Origin of the sequence: Limnohabitans curvus, from assembly GCF_003063475.1 — a bacterium.
GTDB classification, from domain to species: Bacteria; Pseudomonadota; Gammaproteobacteria; order Burkholderiales; family Burkholderiaceae_C; genus Limnohabitans; species Limnohabitans curvus.
The window spans coordinates 1,480,858-1,502,242 of record NZ_NESP01000001.1; the positions used below are offsets into that span (position 1 = coordinate 1,480,858).

Annotated in this window: 16 protein-coding genes; 13 read left to right on the forward strand and 3 right to left on the reverse strand. The window is 56.3% G+C overall.

The window, feature by feature from the left end:
* Positions 1-3 precede the first annotated feature (3 nt).
* Positions 4-2,253, forward strand: coding sequence for a heavy metal translocating P-type ATPase (locus B9Z44_RS07400; RefSeq protein WP_245912780.1), 2,250 nt, complete (start codon positions 4-6; stop codon positions 2,251-2,253).
* 16 nt (positions 2,254-2,269) lie between these two features.
* Here the strand turns inward: B9Z44_RS07400 and B9Z44_RS07405 are convergent, their stop codons facing one another.
* Together B9Z44_RS07405 and B9Z44_RS07410 are read right to left on the reverse strand one after the other, a co-directional pair.
* Positions 2,270-5,359: an efflux RND transporter permease subunit gene (locus B9Z44_RS07405; protein ID WP_108402069.1), complete on the reverse strand. Its 3,090-nt coding sequence runs from the start codon at positions 5,357-5,359 to the stop codon at positions 2,270-2,272.
* Positions 5,356-6,624, reverse strand: a complete 1,269-nt coding sequence (locus B9Z44_RS07410; protein ID WP_108359482.1) for an efflux RND transporter periplasmic adaptor subunit — start codon at positions 6,622-6,624, stop codon at positions 5,356-5,358. The genes B9Z44_RS07405 and B9Z44_RS07410 overlap by 4 nt, the downstream gene beginning before the upstream one ends.
* 62 nt (positions 6,625-6,686) lie before the next feature.
* Between B9Z44_RS07410 and B9Z44_RS07415 the strand changes: the two genes are divergently transcribed.
* From B9Z44_RS07415 to B9Z44_RS07460, 10 genes are all read left to right on the forward strand, one after another.
* A complete protein-coding gene (locus tag B9Z44_RS07415) occupies positions 6,687-7,376 on the forward strand; it encodes a response regulator transcription factor (protein WP_108359483.1) in 690 nt (229 codons plus the stop codon).
* Positions 7,373-8,767 carry a sensor histidine kinase gene (locus B9Z44_RS07420; protein WP_108359484.1) on the forward strand — a complete coding sequence of 465 codons (1,395 nt, stop codon included), beginning with the start codon at positions 7,373-7,375 and terminating at the stop codon, positions 8,765-8,767. The genes B9Z44_RS07415 and B9Z44_RS07420 overlap by 4 nt, the downstream gene beginning before the upstream one ends.
* 74 nt (positions 8,768-8,841) lie before the next feature.
* Complete coding sequence (gene mnmG / locus B9Z44_RS07425; RefSeq protein ID WP_108402070.1) at positions 8,842-10,881, forward strand: tRNA uridine-5-carboxymethylaminomethyl(34) synthesis enzyme MnmG; 2,040 nt, start codon at positions 8,842-8,844, stop codon at positions 10,879-10,881.
* 89 nt (positions 10,882-10,970) lie between these two features.
* Positions 10,971-11,573, forward strand: coding sequence for a 16S rRNA (guanine(527)-N(7))-methyltransferase RsmG (gene rsmG / locus B9Z44_RS07430; RefSeq protein WP_425437199.1), 603 nt, complete (start codon positions 10,971-10,973; stop codon positions 11,571-11,573).
* Between the two features lie 30 nt (positions 11,574-11,603).
* Positions 11,604-12,215 carry a LysE family translocator gene (locus B9Z44_RS07435; RefSeq protein ID WP_108402072.1) on the forward strand — a complete coding sequence of 204 codons (612 nt, stop codon included), beginning with the start codon at positions 11,604-11,606 and terminating at the stop codon, positions 12,213-12,215.
* Positions 12,216-12,245: 30 nt separating this feature from the next.
* Positions 12,246-13,043, forward strand: coding sequence for a ParA family protein (locus tag B9Z44_RS07440; protein ID WP_108359488.1), 798 nt, complete (start codon positions 12,246-12,248; stop codon positions 13,041-13,043).
* 18 nt (positions 13,044-13,061) lie between these two features.
* On the forward strand, positions 13,062-13,613 hold the full coding sequence (locus tag B9Z44_RS07445) for an RBBP9/YdeN family alpha/beta hydrolase (RefSeq protein WP_108402073.1): 552 nt from the start codon (positions 13,062-13,064) through the stop codon (positions 13,611-13,613).
* The gene (locus tag B9Z44_RS07450; protein WP_108402074.1) at positions 13,603-14,523 is read left to right on the forward strand and encodes a ParB/RepB/Spo0J family partition protein; all 921 of its coding nucleotides are present in this window, start codon (positions 13,603-13,605) and stop codon (positions 14,521-14,523) included. The genes B9Z44_RS07445 and B9Z44_RS07450 overlap by 11 nt, the downstream gene beginning before the upstream one ends.
* A 6-nt stretch (positions 14,524-14,529) precedes the next feature.
* The gene (locus B9Z44_RS07455; protein ID WP_108402075.1) at positions 14,530-16,284 is read left to right on the forward strand and encodes a hybrid sensor histidine kinase/response regulator; all 1,755 of its coding nucleotides are present in this window, start codon (positions 14,530-14,532) and stop codon (positions 16,282-16,284) included.
* On the forward strand, positions 16,281-18,044 hold the full coding sequence (locus tag B9Z44_RS07460; RefSeq protein WP_108359492.1) for an ATP-binding protein: 1,764 nt from the start codon (positions 16,281-16,283) through the stop codon (positions 18,042-18,044). The genes B9Z44_RS07455 and B9Z44_RS07460 overlap by 4 nt, the downstream gene beginning before the upstream one ends.
* On the opposite strand, the gene B9Z44_RS07465 is transcribed toward B9Z44_RS07460, so the two are convergent.
* The gene (locus B9Z44_RS07465; protein ID WP_108359493.1) at positions 18,013-19,440 is read right to left on the reverse strand and encodes an FAD-binding oxidoreductase; all 1,428 of its coding nucleotides are present in this window, start codon (positions 19,438-19,440) and stop codon (positions 18,013-18,015) included. The two genes, B9Z44_RS07460 and B9Z44_RS07465, sit on opposite strands and share 32 nt — an antisense overlap.
* Positions 19,441-19,550: 110 nt before the next feature.
* Here B9Z44_RS07465 and B9Z44_RS07470 point away from each other — a divergent pair, with 110 nt between their 5' ends.
* On the forward strand, positions 19,551-20,114 hold the full coding sequence (locus B9Z44_RS07470) for a cob(I)yrinic acid a,c-diamide adenosyltransferase (RefSeq protein ID WP_108359494.1): 564 nt from the start codon (positions 19,551-19,553) through the stop codon (positions 20,112-20,114).
* 216 nt (positions 20,115-20,330) lie between these two features.
* The gene (locus tag B9Z44_RS07475) at positions 20,331-21,284 is read left to right on the forward strand and encodes an OmpA family protein (protein WP_108402076.1); all 954 of its coding nucleotides are present in this window, start codon (positions 20,331-20,333) and stop codon (positions 21,282-21,284) included.
* Positions 21,285-21,385: the final 101 nt, after the last annotated feature.

Here is a 21,385-nt window from a genome sequence, read left to right on the forward strand (position 1 = left end):
CTCATGTCTGAATTGTTTTGCGATATTGGTATTGGTGGAATGACCTGTGCGTCCTGCGTGGCCCGTGTGGAGCGCGCGATTGCCAAACTGCCCGGGGTTGAATCGGTGAGCGTTAACTTGGCCACCGAGTCTGCAAGGGTGACATGGGCTGCCTTGCAGACCACTGAGGACGAACAAACCCAGCAAGCCCGCTTGCGACGTGCTGTACGCGATGCAGGGTACGAGCCCTTGGCGGCTGAGCATTTAGAGCAAGCACCTGCAGGGGCCTGGGCGGGTTTTTCACTCGTTGCTTTGGGTCTGCTGCTCAGTACGCCGTTGGTTTTGCCAATGCTGGGCGATGTTTTAGGCCAGCATTGGATGTTGTCTGCGCTGTGGCAGTTTTTGTTGGCGACGCCTGTGCAGTTTGTGCTGGGTGCGCGCTTTTACAAAGCGGGTTGGCATGCCCTGTTGGCAGGCAGCGGCAATATGGATTTACTGGTTGCTTTGGGCACGAGCGCGGGCTGGGCGTTGTCCGTGTGGCTGTGGCTCACCGCCCCAGCAGGGGCCATGGTGCATTTGTATTTCGAAGGCTCAGCCGTTGTCATCACCTTGGTGTTGTTGGGCAAATGGCTCGAGGCCCGCGCCAAGCGCCAAACAACCGATGCCATTCGCGCCTTGCATGCCTTGCGTCCAGCGCGCGCACGTGTGATTACTTTGGACGGCGAGGCTGAAATTCCCATCGAAGAATTGTTGGTCGGCGACCGTTTGGTGGTTTTGCCCGGTGAACGCTTCGCCGCAGATGGCGTGGTCCTTGAAGGGCAAACACAGGTCGATGAAGCCATGCTCACGGGCGAGCCATTGCCCGTACACAAGGTTGTGGATTCACGTGTGACGGGGGGCAGCATCAACGGTGAAGGCCGTGTGGTGATTCGCGTCAGCGCGACAGGCACGGCCACGGTGTTGGCCAACATCATCCGCTTGGTGGAAGACGCACAAGCGGCCAAGGCACCCATTCAGCGCTTGGTGGATCAGGTGTCTGCGGTGTTTGTGCCGGTAGTCTTGGTGCTGGCCTTGGTCACGTTGTTGGTTTGGTGGTTCACGGGTCATAGCTTTGAGGTGTCGCTCATCCATTGCGTCGCGGTGCTGGTGATTGCGTGTCCTTGTGCCCTGGGTTTGGCCACGCCAGCGGCCATCATGGCGGGCACGGGCGTGGCGGCCAAGCACGGCATCTTGATCAAAGATGCTCAGGCCTTAGAAGTGGCTCACAAAGTCGACGCGGTGGCGTTTGATAAGACCGGTACATTGACCGTGGGTCAGCCCCGTTTGTTGTCGTTGCTCGCGACCGCAAGTACCGACGCGATAACAGAGGCTCAAACTTTGTTGCTCGCCCTTGCCGCGAGTTTGCAAAGCGGCAGCGAACATCCGTTGGCTCATGCGGTGGTGCAGGCGGCCAAGGCCCAAGGCGTGGCGTTTGCCGCCCCTGACAGCGCGAAGGCGGTTCCCGGCTTTGGCAGCGAAGGTGTGGTGCAGGGGCGTACCCTGCTGCTAGGTAGCTTGCGTTGGATGACCGAACTGGCTTTGCCAGAAGGTGCATGGCTCGCGCAAGCGAGCGTTTTGCAAGCCCAGGGCGCCACGGTGTCGGTGTTGGCTGAACGCACGGCGCAAGGGATAGCACCACTCGCCGTTCTGGCCTTTGGCGATGAGCCTAAACCTGGCGTGCAGGCTGCCTTGGCTAAGTTGCGTGCGCGTGGTTTGCGTTTGGTGATGATTTCAGGTGACAACGCGGGTGCCGCACAAGCCATGGCCGCACGCTTGGGTTTGCGTTCAGACGAGGTACATGCCGACGTGATGCCCGGTGACAAAGCGGCGTTGGTGAAGCGCTTGCAACACAACCCACATGGCTCTCCCCATGTGGTCGCTTTTGTGGGCGACGGCATCAACGACGCGCCCGCTTTGGCTGCTGCTGATGTGGGGTTGGCCATGGCCAACCTCAATGCAGATGGCCAGCGTGGTGGCACCGATGTGGCCATGCAAGCCGCAGGCATCACGCTCATGCGCGGTGACGTGGCCTTGGTCGCCGGTGCGTTGGACATCTCGGCGCGCACGGTCGCCAAGATCCGCCAAAATTTGTTTTGGGCGTTTGTTTACAACGCCGCAGGCATCCCGCTGGCAGCGATGGGCTATTTGAGTCCAGTCGTCGCGGGTGCCGCCATGGCGTTGAGTTCCGTCAGCGTGATGACCAACGCTTTGTTGTTGAAGCGTTGGAAACCTTGATCGTCTTTTGATTTTCTTAGGCGTTGGCTTTGCTGTTTATCGTTGGCGCTTTCGGTGTTGAAAACCACGACACATAAAGGGCCGGCAGCACCACCAGCGTCAACAACGTGGCGGTGACCAAGCCGCCAATCACCACGATTGCCAAAGGGCGTTGGGTTTCGGAGCCGATGTCATGACTCAACGCCATGGGCAGCAAACCCAGTGCGGCGAGCATGGCTGTCATTAAGACGGTGCGTAGACGTTGCAATGCACCCTCCTTGACGGCCTCAATCACGGTGTAGCCCGCATTGCGCAACTGTTGGAAGACCGAAAGCATAACCACGCCATTGAGCACGGCTTGGCCCGATAGCGCAATAAAACCAATGGCGGCTGACACGGACAGCGGAATGCTAAAAATCCATAGCGCCGCAAAACCGCCAATCAATGCGAGCGGCACGTTGATCAAAATCAAACCCGCAGTTTTGAACGAACCAAACGCGTCGAACAGCAACACGAAAATCAGCAGCAGCGAAATTGGCACCACCACGCCCAAGCGTTGCATGGCGCGCTCTTGGTTTTCAAACTCACCGGACCAAGTGACGGCGTAGCTGTCGGCAATCTTCACGTTCTTTTCGACACGTGCCTTCATGTCTGCCACGACCGAGCCCATGTCGCGGCCCTTCACAAAAATACCAATCGCCATGGTCCGTCGGCCGGCTTCTCGGGCGATGTTCATCGCGCCGCTGCCTTGCCGAATCGTGGCCACGTTTTCTAGCGTGGCGTAGCCACCGCCAGGCAGAGCGATGGGGGTGGCTGGTAAGTTGATGACCGAGCGTCGGTCACTAGCCAAGCGCAGTACCACGGTGAACTTGCGCTCCCCCTCCCAAATTTGGGTGGTGGCGCGACCGGCCAAAGCAGACTCAATCACGTCTTGAATGTCACCCACGTTGAGTCCCAATCGTGCGGCGCGGTCACGGTCGATGTCGACGATGAGTTGTGGCACTTCACCCAATCGGTCAATCTCAGCACGCTGTACACCTACGACTTGTTTGAACTCACGTTGCATGGCTTCGGTGGTTCGACGCAGTTCATCTAAGTCGTCTCCCGAAACCTTCACCACGATCTGCCCTTTGATTTGCGAAATTGACTCCAACACGTTGTCACGAATGGGCATCGAAAATGCAGGGTCTACGCCCGGAATAATCGCCAGCTTTTGGTCCATTTCTTCAATCAGCAAATCGCGTGTCATGCCTTTGCGCCATTCTTCAGCGGGCTTCACGTCTACAAACACCTCGGCCATGCTGAGTGTTTTAGGGTCGGTGCCGTCTTCCGGTTGACCGGCCTTGGAGACCACGGTACGCACTTCAGGAATGGTCAGCAGTTGTACGCGCGCTTTGCGCAGCACTTTGGCGGCTTCTTCTTGTGACACGCTGGCAGGCATGTCCCAGTTCACCCAGAACGTGCCTTCGTTCAGTTCAGGTAAGAACTCAGAGCCCAAACTGGCTGCCGCTAAAACAGAAATGGCAAATCCACTCAGGGCGATGCCCACCACTTTGCGAGGTTTTTCAAGTGCCCAGTTCAGCACGGGTTCGTACACCCGCTTGGCCCACGACACCAGGCCGTTGTCGCCGTGCGGAATGCCTTTACGCAGCATCCAATAGGCCAGCAGTGGGACCAAGGTCAACGAAAAAATGAGCGAGCCCACCAGTGCTGTGGTCACGGATAGCGCCATAGGCTGAAAAATTCGGCCCTCGTGGCGTTGTAGTGCAAAGATAGGAATGTGCGCGGCGATGATGATGAGCATCGAGAACAACGTAGGGCGACCCACTTCGTTGGCCGCGTTGGTGATGAGCGTGCGACGCTCTTTCTCGTTCATGCCTTCACCGCGTTCGGCCAAGCGGTGCATGATGTTTTCAATCACGATCACCGCACCATCCACGATGATGCCGAAGTCCATCGCGCCTAAACTGAGTAAGTTGGCGGGCACACCCAAAATTTTGAGCCCCAAGAAGGTAGATAGCAGGGCAAGTGGAATGACGACGACCACCGCGAGCGAAGCGCGCATGTTGGACAAGAACAAATACAGCACCAGCGACACCAGTAGCGCGCCTTCGACCAAGTTTTTAAACACGGTGGTGAGGGTCTTGCCCATCAACCATGTGCGGTCGTAAAACGGCACGATCTGCACGCCCTTGGGTAGCACGCGTTCGTTGAGGTCAATCAGTTTTTCTTTGATGCCCTTGAGCACCACGCTGGGGTTCTCGCCCTTGCGCATGATGATGATGCCGGTGACTACATCGTCGTCTAAGTCTTGACCGACGGTGCCCAAACGAGGTACTGCGCCAATGGCGATGGTCGCTACATCCTTTACCAGTACAGGGGTGTTACCGCGTGCAGTGACCACGATGTTGCCAATGTCTTGCGCCGAATGCAGCAAGCCAATGCCACGAATGGCGAACTGTTGTGCGCCTTGGGCTACATAGCTACCCCCCGCGTTTGAGTTGCCACGGCCCATGGCATCTTGCAAATCTTGCAGCGTGAGTTTGTAGGCGCGCAGCTTTTGCATGTCGGGCTGCACTTCGTACTGTTTGATGTAGCCGCCCATGCCCACGACGTCGGCCACACCTGGAATTTGGCGCAACGCTCTCTCGACGGTCCAGTCTTGGATGGTGCGCAGCTCGGTAGATGTCTTGCCATCGCCCTTGAGGCGGTAACGCATCACTTCACCCACGGGGGTCGCGTTGGGCATGACATTGGCTTGCACGCCTGTGGGTAAGTCCACGCTGCTTAAGCGTTCATTGACCTGTTGACGGGCGAGGTTCACCTCGGCCTTGTCGTCGTACGTGACGACGGTGAACGACAAACCAAACTGCGTGTGTGAGAACACGCGAATTGAGTTGGGCAAGCCAGACAGCGCGACTTCAATGGGCAAAGACACTTCTTTTTCCACCTCTTCGGCGGCACGGCCAGGGTAGAGCGCAATCACCGTGACTTGGGTGTCGGTGACGTCAGGGAAGGCTTCAACAGACAGGTTTTTAAAAGCAAATACGCCCGCCATCACAAACAGCAGTGTGCCCAACAGAATGAAGAGCGGCTGGTTCAGCGCATAGTCAATGAGGCGCTTCATTTTTGACCTGCACCGCGGGCGGGAACGGCAGAGCCGGGAGCTGGGGTGTGTTGCATGGCTTCATCTTGAGCGTTGCGGAATTCGCGGGCCAGCAGCAAGCTGTTTTCTTTCACCACCAACTCGTTGGCTTGTACGCCATCAACGATGAGCACTTCTTGCAGGCCTTCATAGCCCAGCTTGACGCGGCGGGGTTCGAACACGCCAGGTTCGGTTTGTACATAAGCCCATTGCTCGGTACCGCGCAGCTGTACGGCGCTTGCGGGCACCAAAACGCCAGCGGCCAGTTTGCGCTCGATGCGGGCGGTGCCCAGCATTTCGGCTTTGAGCAAACGCTGGGCGTTGTCGATGACGGCGCGCACTTTGATAGATCGGGTGTTGCTGTCGATAAAGTCACCTGCCGCGGTGATCTTGGCCTCAAAGGTTTGGCCTGGGAAGTTCGGCAGTGTTAAAGAAATTTTGGTGCCGGGTTTGAGGGATGCGGTGTCAGACTCGCGGGCATCAATTTGCACCCATAGCACGCCGGGGTCGCTGACCACAAACAGGGCTTGGTTGCCTGGGCCGCCTTGGTCGGGGCGCACTTCTTGGCCCGCGCTCAGGTTGCGCTCGACCACCACCCCACGCACGGTGGCCGCCAGGCCTAGCTGTTGGTTCACACCATTGGTGCTGCCATACATACGTGTGCGTGCTTGCGCGCGTGCCAGTTCGGCTTTGGCGCGGAGCGCGTCGGCTTCGGTGGCATCCAGTTCTTTGCGAGAGATCACGTCGGCTTCAAACAAGGTTTGGTGACGGACCAAGGCGCGGTCGGCCACTTGAGCGTCAGCCATGGCTTTGGCCGTGTCAGCCTGGGCCGCGCCAAATTCTGGCGATGCCAAGGTGGCCAATACTTGACCGGCATTGACGGTTTGACCAATGTCAGCATTGAGTGTGAGGACGCGCCCCGCGAATGCGGGGTAGATCCGCTGGGTGCGCTCTTCGTTCCAGACCAAGCGGGCGGGTAATTCAATGGTCACGCTCTCGGCGGCCTTGGCTTCAATGGTGCTGAGTAAAGCCAGCTGTGGGTGGCCTGCGGGAAAGCGCAGTTGTTGACCTTGCACGATAGGCTGAGGCGCGGGTGGTTTGGTGGGGGCTTCTTGGTTTAGCAAGGCATAGGCCAGCACCAGAAGTGCGACGACACCGCCTGCTGCGCTGTAGCGCTTGGCGGGGGTGTCTAACAAGGTTCGGGAGGCTTGGCGCAAGCGGTCTTGCAGGTTCTGTCGTATGCTCATAGACAGGTTTATCGTTCATCGTGGCTGACCAGCCCCTGACTTCATATTTCTTTGGGCCTCACTTGCGAATTTTGTTGATTGAAGACGACGCCGTGTTGCAAGCGGTGATGCTGCGCAGCCTCAGCGATGCGGGTCATCGCGTGGACGCTGCAAGCCATTTGGAAGATGGCGCGCACTTCTGGCAAGTGCAGGCCTATGACGCGGTATTGCTGGATTTGAATTTGCCGCTCAACGGCCAGCCCCATGCCCAACAAGGCAGTGGTTTGCAGCTTTTGCGCGAAGCGCGTGCCCGTGGCGACCGCACACCGGTGCTGGTGTTGACGGCGCGTAACCGTACTGACGAACGCATTGCCGGCTTAGACGCTGGTGCAGACGACTACCTTGGCAAACCCTTTGATTTGGAAGAGGTGGAGGCCCGTTTGCGCGCCTTGGTTCGCCGCAGTCAGGGCGTGGATGATGAGGTGCAAGTGGGGCAGTTGCGCTTGCACCGCAAGCACCATCGTATTTTTTTGGGGGATGCTGATTTGGCCTTGCCCGCGCGTGAGTTTGAGGTGCTGTGCGAGCTGATGACGCCACCGGGTCGCGCCGTGAGCAAGCGTGTGTTGTCAGACAAACTTTCGGGATTTGATGAGGCGCTGGGTGACAACGCCTTAGAGGCTTTCATTTCCAGGTTGCGTAAAAAATTGGCAGACAGCGGTGCCACCATTCGCACCTTGCGCGGGATTGGCTATGTTTTGGAAGAGCAGCCATGAAAGCCACGCACAGCAAACCCTCGTTGCGCAACCGTTTGTTGCGTCATGTCTTGGTGCCGCTGGCGGTGACGTGGTTGCTGGGCTCTGCGTTGGTCGTGGGCATTGCTTCTTACTTTGCACAACAGGCGTTTGACCGTGCTTTGCTAGACGATGCTTATTTGGTGGCCAGCCATGTACGTCGTGTGACGGGCGAGTCAGGCGCGTTGGATTTGAGCCTCTCCGCCCAAGAGATGAGCACGGTTTTGTTTGACCAAAGTGAATCGTTGTATTTTGCGGTGCTCAGCCCCAGTGGTGCTTTGTTGGCGGGTCACGCCGGGTTGCGTCCGCCGCAGTTTGACGACAATTTAAAACCGCATTTCGATGCCATTGAATACCAAGGCCGTGTGTTGCGCAGCGTCACCATTTACCGCGAGCATCCGGGTAATTTTTATGTGGTGATGGCTCAAACCACGGCCAGCCGCGACCACTTGTTGCAGCGCTTGCTCACGTTTTCTATTGTTCCGCAACTGCTGTTGCTCATGGGCTTGGCCGCTTGGCTGCAGCGCGCGATTGAAGACGATTTGGTGCCGCTCGCTGACCTTGAACATGCCGTGGGCCGCCGTGACGCGCGTGACCTAACCCCTGTGCCTGTCAGCGCCACCACGCGAGATGTGCAACGCTTGGGTCAAGCCATCAATGCGTTGTTGGGGCGCATTGCGCACAGCGTGCAAGCGCAGCGCGAGTTCTCGGGCAATGTCGCGCATGAGTTGCGCACGCCTCTCGCTGGCATTCGTGCTTTGGCCGATTACGGCCTGCGTCAAAACGACCCGCAGGTGTGGCGCGAGCAGCTGCTTGGCATTGCACAAAGCCAAGAACGGGCCAGCCACTTGGTCGACCAGTTGTTGGCGTTGGCCTTGGCCGATGAGGCGCAACACACCTTAGAACAAATGCCTGTCGCCATTGATGCGCTGGTGGGCGAAGCGGTGTTGCGCTTTTTGCCCCGAGCCGATGCTGCTGGTGTTGACCTGGGTGCGCGTGGCATTGAACAACCCGTGTGGGCGTTTGCCAATGCGGCTTTGATAGAAGGCGTGTTGAATAATTTGCTCGACAACGCCTTGCGTTATGGCCGCGCGCCTGATGGCGAAAGCCACATCACGGTGTCGGTGGTGGATGCCCCGCAAGCCGTGGTGTTGGCCGTGATTGACAACGGCCCCGGCGTTTCGCCCGAGCAGCTCAAAAAACTCACGCAACGCTGGGTGCAAGGCTCGGCCGGTGAGGCACTCAAAGAAGGCTCGGGTTTGGGCTTGGCCATCGTCAGCGAGTATGTGCGTTTGCTCGGCGCCAAGGTGACCATGCAAACCGAAAGCCCCCACGGCTTGCGGGTGAGCATCACCTTGAACAAGCCCTTGTAAAATCGCCCCCTCGGCTAAAAGGGCGGCGCACAACCCTGAGGCCTCGCACTTGTGCACACCCAAAGGTTGGTTTTATGTTGTACCCCCAAGAGTTTGATGTCATCGTCGTAGGCGGTGGTCACGCTGGCACCGAAGCCGCGTTGGCCGCTGCACGCATGGGGGCTAAAACTTTACTCTTAAGTCACAACATCGAAACCTTGGGCCAGATGAGCTGCAACCCGTCTATCGGCGGCATCGGTAAAGGCCACTTGGTCAAAGAGGTGGACGCTTTGGGCGGTGCCATGGCCTTGGCCACTGACGAGTCGGGCATCCAGTTCCGCATCCTCAACAGCTCCAAAGGCCCAGCCGTGCGCGCCACCCGCGCACAAGCCGATCGCATTTTGTACAAAGCCGCCATCCGCCGCATGTTGGAAAACCAGCCCAATCTGTGGCTGTTCCAGCAAGCGGTCGATGACCTGATGGTGGAGGGTGACCGCGTGGTGGGCGCTTGCACCCAAGCGGGTATCCGATTCCGCAGCCGCACCGTGGTGCTGACGGCGGGCACATTCTTAGACGGCAAGATTCATGTGGGCTTGAACAACTACGCCGGTGGCCGCGCGGGCGACCCGCCTGCGGTCAGCTTGTCGGCGCGACTCAAAGAACTCAAGTTGCCTCAAGGCCGCTTGAAAACTGGCACCCCCCCGCGCATTGATGGCCGTACGATTGATTTCAGCCAATGCATCGAACAACCCGGCGATGGCGTGGCCAACCAAACCGAAAACGGCGCACGCTCGGCGGGCGTGTTGGGCGAGGTACCGGTGTTCAGCTATATGGGGGGAGCATCCATGCATCCGCAACACATGCCGTGTTGGATTACCCATACCAATCAGCGCACCCATGACATCATCCGCTCCGGCTTTGACCGCAGTCCTATGTTCACCGGCAAGATTGAGGGCGTCGGCCCACGTTACTGCCCCAGTGTGGAAGACAAGATCAACCGCTTTGCGGACAAAGACAGCCACCAAATTTTCTTAGAGCCCGAAGGCCTGACCACACACGAGTACTACCCCAATGGCATCAGCACCAGCTTGCCGTTTGACATTCAGTACGAGCTGGTCCGTTCGATGAAGGGCTTGGAAAATGCTCACATCATTCGCCCCGGCTACGCCATCGAGTACGACTACTTTGACCCCCGTGAACTCAAACGCAGTTTTGAAACCCGCGCCATCGGCGGCCTGTTCTTTGCAGGACAAATCAACGGCACTACGGGTTACGAAGAAGCGGCGGCACAAGGCTTGTTCGCTGGTATCAACGCCGCTTTGCAATGCCGCAGCTTGGCCGGCGCCGCCAACGACTTTGGCGGTGCGTGGACACCGGGCCGCGACCAAGCCTACTTGGGTGTGTTGGTGGACGACCTCACCACCAAGGGCGTGACCGAGCCTTACCGCATGTTCACCAGCCGAGCGGAGTTCCGTTTGCAGCTGCGCGAGGACAACGCCGACATGCGCCTGACTGAACTTGGCCGCGAAATGGGCTTGGTGGACGACGCCCGCTGGGATGCCTTCAGCCGCAAGCGTGATGCTGTTTCACGTGAAACAGAGCGCCTTAAATCGATCTGGGTGAATCCTCGTAACTTGTCGGTGGCAGAAGCCGAGCGTGTGCTGGGCAGGGCCATTGACCGTGAATACAACTTGGCCGACTTGCTCCGCCGCCCCGATGTGAGTTACCAAGGCCTGATGTCTTTGGATGACGCCAAGCACCAGAACCAAGAGCTTGTAGACGCCTTGGTGGGTGATGAGGTTTCACGTGAAACAACCCGAGCTGTCATTGAGCAGATCGAGATTGCTGCCAAATATTCCGGTTACATCGACCGTCAGCGCGACGAGGTGGCGCGTGCTGCCAATTACGAAAACCTACAGTTGCCCGAAGACTTGGACTACAACCAAGTTACCGCTTTGTCGTTTGAGGTGCGTCAGCGGCTGAGTCGCCAGCGACCCGAAACCCTGGGGCAGGCGTCGCGCCTGTCGGGCATCACGCCTGCGGCTATTTCTTTGTTGCTCATTCACCTCAAGCGATCGCGTGTCAAAGGTTTTGCTCAAGAGTCTGCTGTCAACAATTCGACCGAGGCCGTCTGATGCATCTTTTGTTGCCAGCTCTGCAAAAGGGGATTCACGATTTGGGTTTGCCTTTGTCCGGTGACCAGCAAGCCCAGTTGTTGGCCTACATGGATTTGATCGCCAAATGGACCAAGGTTTACAACCTGACCGCAGTGCGTGATGGCAATGAAATGCTCACGCACCATCTGCTCGATAGCTTGGCGGTGGTTGCCCCTCTGCGTCGCGAGCTGGCTAAGTTGGATGTGGCGAATTCGGCGGCATCGGGTGAGCGGCCCGGGCTCGCTGTAGTTCGGTCGAAGTTCAGCTTGCTTGATGTGGGTTCGGGCGCTGGCTTGCCAGGCATCGTCATTGCCATCACTTGCCCCGATGTGGCAGTGACTTGTGTGGATACGGTGGCCAAAAAAGCCGCCTTCATTCAGCAGGTGGCGGCGACTTTGAGGTTGCCCAACCTCAAGGGTCTGCATGCACGGGTCGAAAGCCTGACCCAGCCCTACGATGTCGTTTGTTCTCGTGCTTTTGCTTCGCTGGTGGACTTCACCACATGGTCCAAATCTGCCTTGGCCACGCATGGTGTGTGGATGGCGATGAAGGGTAAGCACCCGGACCAAGAGCTGGCCGTGTTGCCGGAAAGCGTCAAAGTGTTTCACGTGGAACTGCTCCAAGTGCCCGGCTTAGATGCCGAGCGCTGCATCATCTGGATGCGCGGTTAAACTTCACTCAGTTATAAATCTGAGTCTTCTATGTTTGGTATCGCGGACTACGGCGCTTTCGTCGTGGCCATCATTGTCTTTTTGGCCATTCCCGGCCCCGGTAACTTGGCCTTGCTCACCGCAACGGGCAAGGGTGGGGTGCGGTCTGGTTTGGCTGCCACGCTGGGCGTGATCGCGGGTGACCAGGTGTTGTTGTGGTTGGCCGTGGCGGGTTTGTCGGCGGTGCTCATCAACTATCCTGGTTTGTACAGCTCGGTCAAATGGGCGGGCGCTGCTTACTTGTTGGGTTTGGGCTATTCCTTGTTCAACAGCAAGCCGGGTGATGCGCCAGTGTTGAATATGAAGCCCGATCACTACTTTCGCCAAGGGCTGTTCATCACGGTGTTGAACCCCAAAGCGATTGTGTTTTACATGGCTTTTTTTCCTTTGTTTGTAGACCCGGCGGTTCATCAAGGTTTGGTCACCTTTGGTTTCATGGCTATCACCATTGCGGCGCTTACTTTTCTTTATGGGTTGGTGGTTGTTTTGCTGGCCCACCATTTGGCTGAGCGCGTGCGCGCCAATCCGATGGTGAGCGTGATGCTCAACAAAGTAGCGGGCACCTTGCTCATGGGTTTTGGCCTGAAGTTGGCGCTGTTTTAATAATTTTCCTGTCTCTTTCGAAAGCTCTATATGGCCAAAATCTTTTGCGTTGCCAATCAAAAAGGTGGCGTTGGCAAGACCACCACCACCGTCAATTTGGCGGCTGGCTTGGCATTCGTCGGGCAGCGCGTGTTGATGGTTGACTTGGACCCACAAGGCAACGCCACCATGAGTTCGGGCGTCGACAAGCGCGAGATGGAACTGTCGGTTTACGACGTGTTGTTGGAAGAAGCCAGCGTGGCCGAAGCCCGCATTCGCAGCAATTGGGGCACCGATGGCGTGCGCGCCAAGATTCCAACCTATGACGTCCTGGGTGCCAACCGGGATTTGGCAGGTGCGGAAGTGGAGCTGGTGTCTTTGGAGCGCCGTGAAAACCGCCTAAAGCAAGCCTTGGCCGCTGTGGATACCGAGTACGACTTTGTGCTTATCGACTGCCCTCCGTCACTCTCCATGCTCACTCTCAACGGCTTGTGCTGCGCGCACGGCGTCATCGTGCCCATGCAGTGCGAATACTTCGCTCTGGAAGGCTTGACCGACTTGGTCAATACCATTAAGCAAGTGCATGCCAACCTCAACCGGGACCTCAAAATCATTGGCCTCTTGCGCGTCATGTTTGACCCGCGCATCACCTTGCAACAGCAGGTGAGTGACCAACTCAAAGACCACTTTGGCGACAAAGTGTTCAGCGCTGTTATTCCTCGCAATGTGCGTTTGGCCGAAGCACCCAGCTACGGTTTGCCAGGCGTGGTGTTTGATCCGTCTGCCAAAGGCAGTCACGCGTTTGTCGATTTTGCGCAAGAAATGGTGGAGCGCGTCAAAGCGTTCTAAGCCCTAAAAAGCATCCGTATGACGGCTTCAGTTCTCATCCTGCCTGGCTGGCGTAACAGCGGGCCCACCCATTGGCAAAGCCTGTGGCAGCAGACGCACGGCTACGTGCGTGTGGAGCAGCACAGCTGGGATTGGCCCTTGCGTGGTGACTGGATGATGCAGCTGGAAGAAGCTGTGTTGGCTAACCCGGACGCCGTGTTGGTGGCTCACAGCTTGGGCTGTTTGTTGGTGGCGGCATGGGCCGCACATTCGTTGCAAACACACCGTGTCAAAGCCGCATTGTTGGTGGCTCCTGCAGATGTCGAGCGAGCCGAGATGCAACAGATGCTCCACAGTTGGAGCCCCATCGCGCGCGCGCGTTTGCCGTTCCCAAGCGTGATGGCCACCAGCCGCAACGACCCTTATTGCAGTTTCATGCGCGCAAGTGCTTTGGCGCACGCGTGGGGCTCGCGCATGGTCGATTGCGGCATGAGCGGCCACATCAATGCCGACGCCAACTTGGGCGATTGGCCCGAAGGCTTTGCCTTGTTACAAGATTTACTCAAAGAAGAAGTTACCCATGGTCACTAAAAAACCCAAAGGCTTAGGCCGCGGCCTTGAAGCCTTGCTCGGCCCCAAAGTAGACGACAGCGTTGCTGCACAAGCAGCAGCAGCGGACGGTTTGCCCAGCACCTTGCCGCTCACCCAAATGGTGCCCGGCATGTATCAGCCACGCACGCGCATGGACGAGGGCGCTTTGTATGAGTTGGCCGAAAGCATCAAGGCCCAAGGCATCATGCAGCCCATCCTCGTGCGTCAGCTCACCGATGGCCCCAATGCTGGCAAATACGAAATCATCGCTGGTGAACGCCGCAGTCGCGCTGCTAAATTAGCTGGCCTAGACACCGTGCCCGTGTTGGTGCGCAACGTGCCGAACGAAGCTGCCGCGGCGATGGCGCTGATTGAAAACATCCAGCGCGAAGACCTCAACCCGCTCGAAGAAGCACAAGGCTTGCAACGCCTCATCAAAGAGTTTGGTCTCACGCACGAGCTGGCAGCACAAGCGGTGGGGCGTTCACGCAGCGCCGCCAGCAACTTGCTGCGCTTGCTCAACTTGGCCGACCCTGTGCAGTCCATGCTCATGGCGGGCGACATTGACATGGGCCATGCACGTGCTTTGTTGGCGCTGGATCGCGGGACGCAAATCACTGCGGCCAATCAAATTAGCGCGAAAAAGATGTCGGTGCGTGAAGCTGAAAGTTTGGTCAAAAAGCTCAGCGCCGAATTCAACCTCGTGCCGCAAAAACCCAAAAGCGAAAAATCACGCGACATCAAACGCATCGAAGAAGAGCTTTCCGATTTGCTCACAGCGCAAGTTGAAGTGCGCGTTAAAAAGCGCGTCAAGCGTCATGGCAGAGTCGAAGAAATGGGCGAGTTGGCGATTCAGTTTGGATCGCTCGATGAACTCAACGGACTGATTGACAAACTGCGCAAATCGTAAAAACAGATGGCTGAAACGCTGCAAAACGGATTCTTACCAAAGGGCTTTTTCCAAGGCTCGCCGCTCCAGCGTCGTCGCAGCTTGCTCACGTACATGCTCCTTTTGGTGGGCGCGTGTTCGCTGCCGTTTTATTTCATCCACCATCCCGATTACAACCACGTCGCAAACTTGGTCGGCACCGCGGGGTATTGGGGTTTGCTGGTGTTGCTCTGGTTAGGCGCCCCGTATGTGCTCATTGCCAATGGCACCTTGCTCTGGTCCATTTCTTATGTCGCTTACTTAGCGGCGATGACGGGTGGCATTAACTCACCCGTGTTGGTGTGGATCACTGCAGTTGTGTTGCCCGCCATTTTGTTGCTTGACCGAATGGCCGCTTTCTTTTGGGTCATCGTGGTGTTCGTGGTCAATTTGCTGCTGCTGCTCATCAGTCAGCAGGGCTTGGTCAACAGCGATATCAACATGGCCAACGACGTCATGGCGTGGACGGTGGCCAACAAACTCTTCGTGTTGAGCTTGGCTATGTTCGTGGTGTTTGTTGCCGAACGCATGCACCGCAGCCAAGTGGCTGATATGGATCACAGCAACGCGGAGCTAGAACAAACCCACCAAGCCTTGATTCGCGCACAAGCGCACAAAGACGAATTCATTGCATCGGTGGGCCATGAGCTGCGCACACCCATGAACGCCATTTTGGGTCTCAACGGCATCTTGCGCACGGAGCTTTCCTCACGCGCAGAAGATGCCGAGGTGGTCGATCACATTCGCCGCTCGACAGAACAGCTGTTGCAAGTGGTGAACGATATTTTGGATTTTTCGCAACTCCAGGCCGGGCGGCTGACGCTGCGGGAGGATGAGTTCTCGCTGCGTGAAACGCTGACGGCTGTGCTTGCCTCCTTTGAGGCCAAAGCGCAGGCCAAAGGCATTGCGTTGCACCTCGATGCTGCTGCTGTACACAACATGTGGGTCAAGGGAGACCGTCAACGCTTGGCTCAAGTGCTCAGCAACTTACTCGACAACGCCCTTAAGTTCACCGCCACAGGCAACATTCATGTGCGCGGACAAGCTGTGGGTGGTGGCGTGTTGTTTGAGGTGCAAGACACGGGCATTGGCATTGCCCCGGACCGTCAAAAACAAATCTTCAACGGTTTTGAACATGCCGACGTGCAAACCAATCGGCAATACGGTGGAACTGGGTTGGGCTTGTCCATCTGCGAGCGCTTGGTTCGGTTGCAAGGCGGCACCATTGGGGTGAGTAGTGTGCAAGGCCAGGGCGCTCGGTTTTGGTTTCAATTGCCCATGCGCAGCGTCGCCGTGCAAGAGGCCAAGGCCGCCGCAGAGATGGCGCGCATGTTGGTAGACAAAGCCTTGCAAATTTTGCTCGTGGATGACAATGCGGTGAATCTGCTGGTTGCCCGCATGATGCTTAAAAAATGCTTTCCTAAATCGGAAATTGTGGAAGCCAGCAGTGGAACCATCGCGATAGAAAAGCTGCGTGCACAAAGTTTTGACTTGGTTTTGATGGACATGGTCATGCCTGAGATGGATGGCATGGAGGTCACCCAAATCCTGCGAACCAACTTTTCTGCGCCGGTGTGTCACATCCCCGTGTTGGCACTTACTGCCAGCGCCAATCCTGTGGACCAAGACCGTTGTTTGGCATCGGGCATGAACGACGTCATACACAAGCCGTTGGACGAACAAGAACTCATCGTCAAAATTTCAAATGCCCTCGCGTTGCATGCGGCCAAGGAACAGCCGTGAGCAGCATCAAGTTTGATGCCCTGGCTGCTTGGGTTGTGCCACGCTTGCCCACGCGCTTTCAAGAAGGGCGCTTGCCGTATTTGTTCTTGATCGTGTGGCTTCTCATTGCTGCGATGGTGGTGCTTGCTTTGATCACGCCTTACCCGAATGGCGTGCCTGTGCCGTTGGCGTTTGCTGTTGTGTTGCTTATCTTGCAGTTCTTGTTCATCTGGGGTTTGCCGTTGCAAGGGGCTGTCAACCTGGGTTTGCTCGCGGGGTTGTTGCAAGTTTGTTATGCGGCTTGGATGTCAGGCGGTATTTTTTCGCCACGCATGGCGTGGTTGGCCGCGATTCCTTTGATTCCGTTTTACGCCATCAGTCGCTTCACGGGCCTCGCGTGGTTGGTTTCGGTGTTGTGCGTGGAGTTGGCCATGGCCTATGTCACTTGGCATGGTTGGTTGCCTGACAACCCGACTTTGGGGGCAGCACAAATCATGTCCTCGTTTGCCAGCTATACAGTGGTCACGATCATCGTCATCACCGTGCCTTTTTTGTATGACAACCTCTTTCGCCAAGCCTATGCCGCAAGCCTTCAACGCAACTTAGAGCTAGAGGAAAAACGCAAAGAACTTCTGCGTACGGCGGCCTTGCGCGAGCAGTTCATTGCCACTGTCAGTCATGAACTGCGCACGCCCATGAATGCGATCTTGGGCTTCAACAACATGTTGCTTGCTCGCGTGTCTGATAACCCGCAAGCCTTGAAAATTTTGAACCACACCCGGCAATCGGCGGATCACTTGCTTACTGTCATCAACGACGTGCTGGATTACTCACAGTTGCAAGCCGGCAAGATCAACGTGCAGTACGAAACTTTTGCCTTGCGCGATACCGTTCACACCGCATTCGACCTATTTGCGCAACGCGTCGAGAGCATGCATCTGAAATACTCTTGCACCATTGACGACAACGTCCCGCATTGGGTGCATACCGATCGTCATCGACTCATGCAAATTCTGGTGAACCTGTTGGGCAACGCCATCAAGTTCACGCATCAAGGCCATGTGACTTTGCATGTACGTCAACAGCCGCTGTGCGTGCACTTCTCCGTGCGTGACAGCGGTATTGGTATCCCCGAAGCGCAACAGCCCAAAATTTTTCAACGTTTTGTCCAAGCTGAGGATGACATTCAATCGCGCTACGGCGGCAATGGCTTGGGTTTGTCCATCACGCAGCGCCTCGTTGAACTGATGGGCGGCCATATTGGTTTTGAAAGTAGGCCCGGTGAAGGTTCCATGTTTTGGTTCACCTTACCGCTGGTTGAGGTTGCCCCTCCCGAGGTGGAGGTTCCGCGGATCAAAATGCCCACGACGACGAGTGTTACGGTGCCGCGTTTCTTGGTTGTGGATGACCATCCAATCAACCGATTGCTGGTGCGTCAAATTTTGAAAAATAATTGGAAAAATTGTGAGTTGGTCGAAGCAGATAACGGCATCAAAGCGCTAGACGCGCTGCGCCAACAAGATTTCGATGTGGTGCTCATGGACATGGTCATGCCCGAAATGGATGGCATTGAGGCCACTGCTGCGCTGCGCTTAAGCTTTGATCAACCCACGCGTGACACCCCCGTCTTGGGCCTCACCGCGAACGTCAATCCCCAAGACCTTGAGCGCTTTGCCGATGCCGGCGTGAGCGCTGTGGTGCTCAAGCCATTTGATGCCGTCAAGCTCTGCGCTCAGGTTGAGCAAATGCTCACAGAGAAAAAATCTTCCCTGGGTTCATGATGTTGTCTGGGTCCAGTGCCCGCTTGATGGTGCGCATGATGTTCACGGCACCTTCACCTGTTTCGGTACGTAAGAACGCCATCTTGTGCAAACCAATGCCATGTTCGCCGGTGCATGTGCCGCCTAGGTTGAGGGCGCGTGTCACCAGTTTGTGGTTCAAGTCTTCTGCCAAGGCGCACTCTTGTGCGTTGTTGGGGTCAATCAAATATCCCACATGGAAATTGCCATCGCCGACGTGCCCCACTAAGAAGTAGTGGAGGCCAGACGCATTGGCCTCGGCAATTGAATCCAACATGGCATCCGCTAGCTTGCTAATGGGCACACATGTGTCCGTTGTCACTGCGCGGCAGCCAGGGCGGCTTTGAATGGCGGCAAAGTAGGCGTTGTGTCGTGCCGTCCACAAGCGTGTGCGTTCTTCGGGTGTCGTTGCCCATTCAAACGACACGCCACCATGTTCTGCAGCAATTTCTTGCACTGTTTCGGCTTGTTCTTTCACGCCGGCGGGTGAACCGTGAAACTCCATCAACAGCATGGGCGTTTCCGCCAAATTCAATTTCGCATATTGGTTCACCATGCGGACAGAGGCGCCATCAAGCAGCTCTACACGCGCAATGGGCACCCCCATTTGAATGGTCGTGATTGTCGTGTGCACCGCCGCTTCAATGCTGGGGAACGAACACACGGCAGCCAGCACCGCCTCAGGTAGTGGGTAAATCCGCAGCGTGATTTCTGTCATCACACCCAACGTGCCTTCGCTGCCCACAAACAAACGTGTCAGGTCGTAGCCCGCTGCTGATTTTTTAGCACGCGTTCCGGTGCGAATTACCTCGCCACTGGCGGTCACCACTTCAAGTGTCAAGACGTTTTCGCGCATCGTGCCGTAGCGTACGGCGTTGGTGCCGCTGGCACGTGTGGCGCACATGCCGCCAATCGATGCGTCCGCACCCGGATCGATTGGGAAGAACAGCCCCGTGCTTTTGATCTCCTCATTCAGTTGTTTGCGCGTCACGCCGGGTTGCACCGTCACCGTCAAGTCTTCGGCGTTGATGCTCAGCACCTTGTTCATGCGGCTCACGTCTAGGCTGATACCGCCTTGGACAGCCAGCAAGTGGCCTTCTAGCGACGAACCCACACCAAATGGAATGACGGGCGCTTTGTATTGCGCGGCCAGCGTGACGGCATCCGCCACGTCTTGTGTGCTTTCGGCAAACACCACTGCAGCGGGTGGTGGCACGTGCACGAAGGGTGATTCATCGCGCCCATGCTGCTCTCGCACCACCAACGCAGTTGAGCAATTTGCGCCAAATCGGGCTTGCAGTGCCGCAATTAATTCGGCGGGCACCTCGCGTGGTGCGAGGGCAGGTGTTAAATGTTGATGGGCGGTGGGGGCGTTCATGAAATTCTCCTAGGCAATGGCTTATTTTAAGAAGAAGCCCTTGTCTGGCGGGCGCGCCCACGCGACAGGCAAAATAAGACAAAAATCAAACACACACGAGGCAAACGTATATGGGCAACCGACTTTCACAAATCGCCACGCGCACAGGTGACGCAGGAACCACAGGCTTGGGCAATAACCAACGCGTGTCCAAAAATAGCCTGCGCGTCCACGCCATGGGCGAGGTGGACGAACTCAACTCCAACATCGGCGTCTTGCTTTGTGAAGACATGCCGCAAGACGTGCGCGAGGTGTTGGTTGAGATTCAGCACCAGTTGTTTAACCTGGGTGGTGAGCTGTCCATCCCCGGTTTTGAGTTGCTGAAAGAAGAGGCCGTTCAAGCGCTTGACAACGCGCTCGAAAAATACAACAGCCAACTCCCCAAACTTGAAGAATTTATCTTGCCTGCCGGCACACGCGGTGCAGCGCTTTCACATGTGTGTCGCACCGTGGCACGTCGTGCAGAGCGTGCCACTGTGGCTTTAGGCAACGAAGAAGCGATAGGCGATGCGCCGCGCCAATACCTCAACCGATTGAGTGACCTGATGTTCGTTTTCGCTCGTGTTCTCAATCGCTTGAATGGTGGCGATGACGTGTACTGGAAAAGTGAACGGATGAAGCGTAGCGACGCTTAAGAAGCGCTGCTTAAGCGCATGAAATCTTGCACTTAAAAAACATCAAAAACCCACCTGAAACTAAAACATATACGCCAGTTGGCGTATGTACGAAACAGGGAAAACCCCAGACAATGAAATTTTTCTAATTTTGCGCCTATGCGTTGAATTTATTGTTTCTTTTGGTTCTTGCATTCCTGCGGATGCAATTGCTGAATCTAGTTCTGGTGGTTTGCAATGTGTTTAATTTTCAGCCAACGCGCGGGGCGTTGGTGCGTTGTCACTTTTGCGTTTGGAATCGCAGGACTTGTATTGCAAGCGCATGCGCAAGCAGACAAAGCGAGCGGTGCAGATGGCAAGCCTAAGTACGGTGTCAGCAAGCCTTTAGGCGATACCTATGCGGGGGTCAAAAGTGTGGCTGACGAGCAAACGCGCATTGTGCTTTACCGCCCGTCCGTGCCCGATATGGCTGGCGTTGTCTCAGTTTATTTGAATGGGCGTTACCACGCATCTTTGCAAAAAGAGGCCTTCACGGTGGTTTGCTTAAGTGGCAAAAAAACGGACGTTCGCACCCGCTATTTACCCAACCAAAGCACAGACATACGCCCGGAACTCGACACTTACTTGGCGATTGCCATAAATGGTGGTCAGTCGGTATATCTGCGCATCACTGAGGGCGAGAACACGACAAGCCGCATCGACCTCGTCACCCCACAACTTGCGCTCAAGGACCTCGCGGACGCGCACCAACAAATGCACACCCTTAGCCGTGTGCCCGGTGCCCAGGCATGTCGCGAAGCAGAAGAAACCCGCTTTGCCTTTGACCCCAACATCATCACCTTTGGTTCAGATGCTATTTTTGAACATAAGAAAACTGACATCCACGCGATCAGCACACAGGGCAGGCAAGAGCTGCAGCAAATTGTTGAAAAAATTAATATTAAGTACAAAACTTTCAAAACCGTCAAAGTTCATGTGGTGGGTTTTGCCGATGACGAGGCGGATGACGTCTTAAACCGCCGTATTTCTCAACAGCGCGCTCAAAGCGTGCGCGCATTTTTCAAAGCCCAAGGCTTGCGCTCCACCGCTCTGACACACGAGGGCCGAGGGTCTGAAGAAAAACAAAAAGCGCAGCTTTTTGGTTTATCTCCACGACGGGTGGAAGTTGAAGTTGCAGTCGAACTGCGTTAACAAAACTTAATACTTTATCAATCTTTAAACTGCAAAAATAACGGAATTGTTAATCTAAATCCGTAACCAACAGGAATAATGAGGCAGAATGTTATCGTTTT

Excerpts from the sequence above, each read along its gene's own strand:
- mnmG (WP_108402070.1), top strand. The coding sequence starts at position 8,842 with ATGTTGTACCCCCAAGAGTTTGATGTCATCGTCGTAGGCGGTGGTCAC.
- B9Z44_RS07450 (WP_108402074.1), top strand. The coding sequence starts at position 13,603 with ATGGTCACTAAAAAACCCAAAGGCTTAGGCCGCGGCCTTGAAGCCTTG.
- B9Z44_RS07410 (WP_108359482.1), bottom strand. The coding sequence starts at position 6,624 with ATGAGCATACGACAGAACCTGCAAGACCGCTTGCGCCAAGCCTCCCGA.
- B9Z44_RS07405 (WP_108402069.1), bottom strand. The coding sequence starts at position 5,359 with ATGAAGCGCCTCATTGACTATGCGCTGAACCAGCCGCTCTTCATTCTG.
- B9Z44_RS07465 (WP_108359493.1), bottom strand. The coding sequence starts at position 19,440 with ATGAACGCCCCCACCGCCCATCAACATTTAACACCTGCCCTCGCACCA.
- B9Z44_RS07435 (WP_108402072.1), top strand. The coding sequence starts at position 11,604 with ATGTTTGGTATCGCGGACTACGGCGCTTTCGTCGTGGCCATCATTGTC.
- B9Z44_RS07400 (WP_245912780.1), top strand. The coding sequence starts at position 4 with ATGTCTGAATTGTTTTGCGATATTGGTATTGGTGGAATGACCTGTGCG.
- rsmG (WP_425437199.1), top strand. The coding sequence starts at position 10,971 with ATGGATTTGATCGCCAAATGGACCAAGGTTTACAACCTGACCGCAGTG.
- B9Z44_RS07420 (WP_108359484.1), top strand. The coding sequence starts at position 7,373 with ATGAAAGCCACGCACAGCAAACCCTCGTTGCGCAACCGTTTGTTGCGT.
- B9Z44_RS07445 (WP_108402073.1), top strand. The coding sequence starts at position 13,062 with ATGACGGCTTCAGTTCTCATCCTGCCTGGCTGGCGTAACAGCGGGCCC.
- B9Z44_RS07475 (WP_108402076.1), top strand. The coding sequence starts at position 20,331 with ATGTGTTTAATTTTCAGCCAACGCGCGGGGCGTTGGTGCGTTGTCACT.
- B9Z44_RS07455 (WP_108402075.1), top strand. The coding sequence starts at position 14,530 with ATGGCTGAAACGCTGCAAAACGGATTCTTACCAAAGGGCTTTTTCCAA.
- B9Z44_RS07470 (WP_108359494.1), top strand. The coding sequence starts at position 19,551 with ATGGGCAACCGACTTTCACAAATCGCCACGCGCACAGGTGACGCAGGA.
- B9Z44_RS07440 (WP_108359488.1), top strand. The coding sequence starts at position 12,246 with ATGGCCAAAATCTTTTGCGTTGCCAATCAAAAAGGTGGCGTTGGCAAG.